The 442-nt window shown below is 64.0% G+C and carries 1 protein-coding gene; it reads left to right on the forward strand.

Going from position 1 to position 442, the window contains the following annotated elements; all coding sequences use genetic code 11:
• A partial coding sequence (locus OWC43_RS03310; RefSeq protein WP_393958479.1) for a carbohydrate porin occupies positions 1-442 on the forward strand: 442 nt, incomplete at both ends.

Raw genomic sequence — 442 nt, forward strand, 5'->3', positions numbered from 1 at the left:
TCAACATCTACGACTTCTACCAGGCCAACCCGACCATGGGCCTGCGCCCCGGCGAGCAGTCCAACTCCGCCTACTTCGTGCTCTCCATGAGCGCCGACATGCAGCGGCTGGCCAATATCAGCGGCGGCACCATCAAGTTCACCCAGACCTTCTTCGGCCTGGTGCGCAACCTCAACATGGCCGCCGATATCGGCGACACCACGGTCGGCTACCAGCCGCCCTACACCCCCAACAACAACCGCCTCTCGCTCCTCACCTACGAGCAGAAGCTCCTCGACGACCGCCTCGTCGTCGAACTCGGGCGCACCCATCCCGACCGCTACTACGGCCTGCCGCCGTGCAACTCGATCAACTCCTGCTTCCAGGACCTGTTCTACTTCAACGCCGGCTTCACCTCGCCCCTCTTCGCCGTCTGGGGCGCCAACGCCGCCTACCAGTTCTC

Origin of the sequence: Methylorubrum sp. POS3, assembly GCF_043352485.1 — a bacterium.
Taxonomy (GTDB): Bacteria; Pseudomonadota; Alphaproteobacteria; order Rhizobiales; family Beijerinckiaceae; genus Methylobacterium; species Methylobacterium suomiense.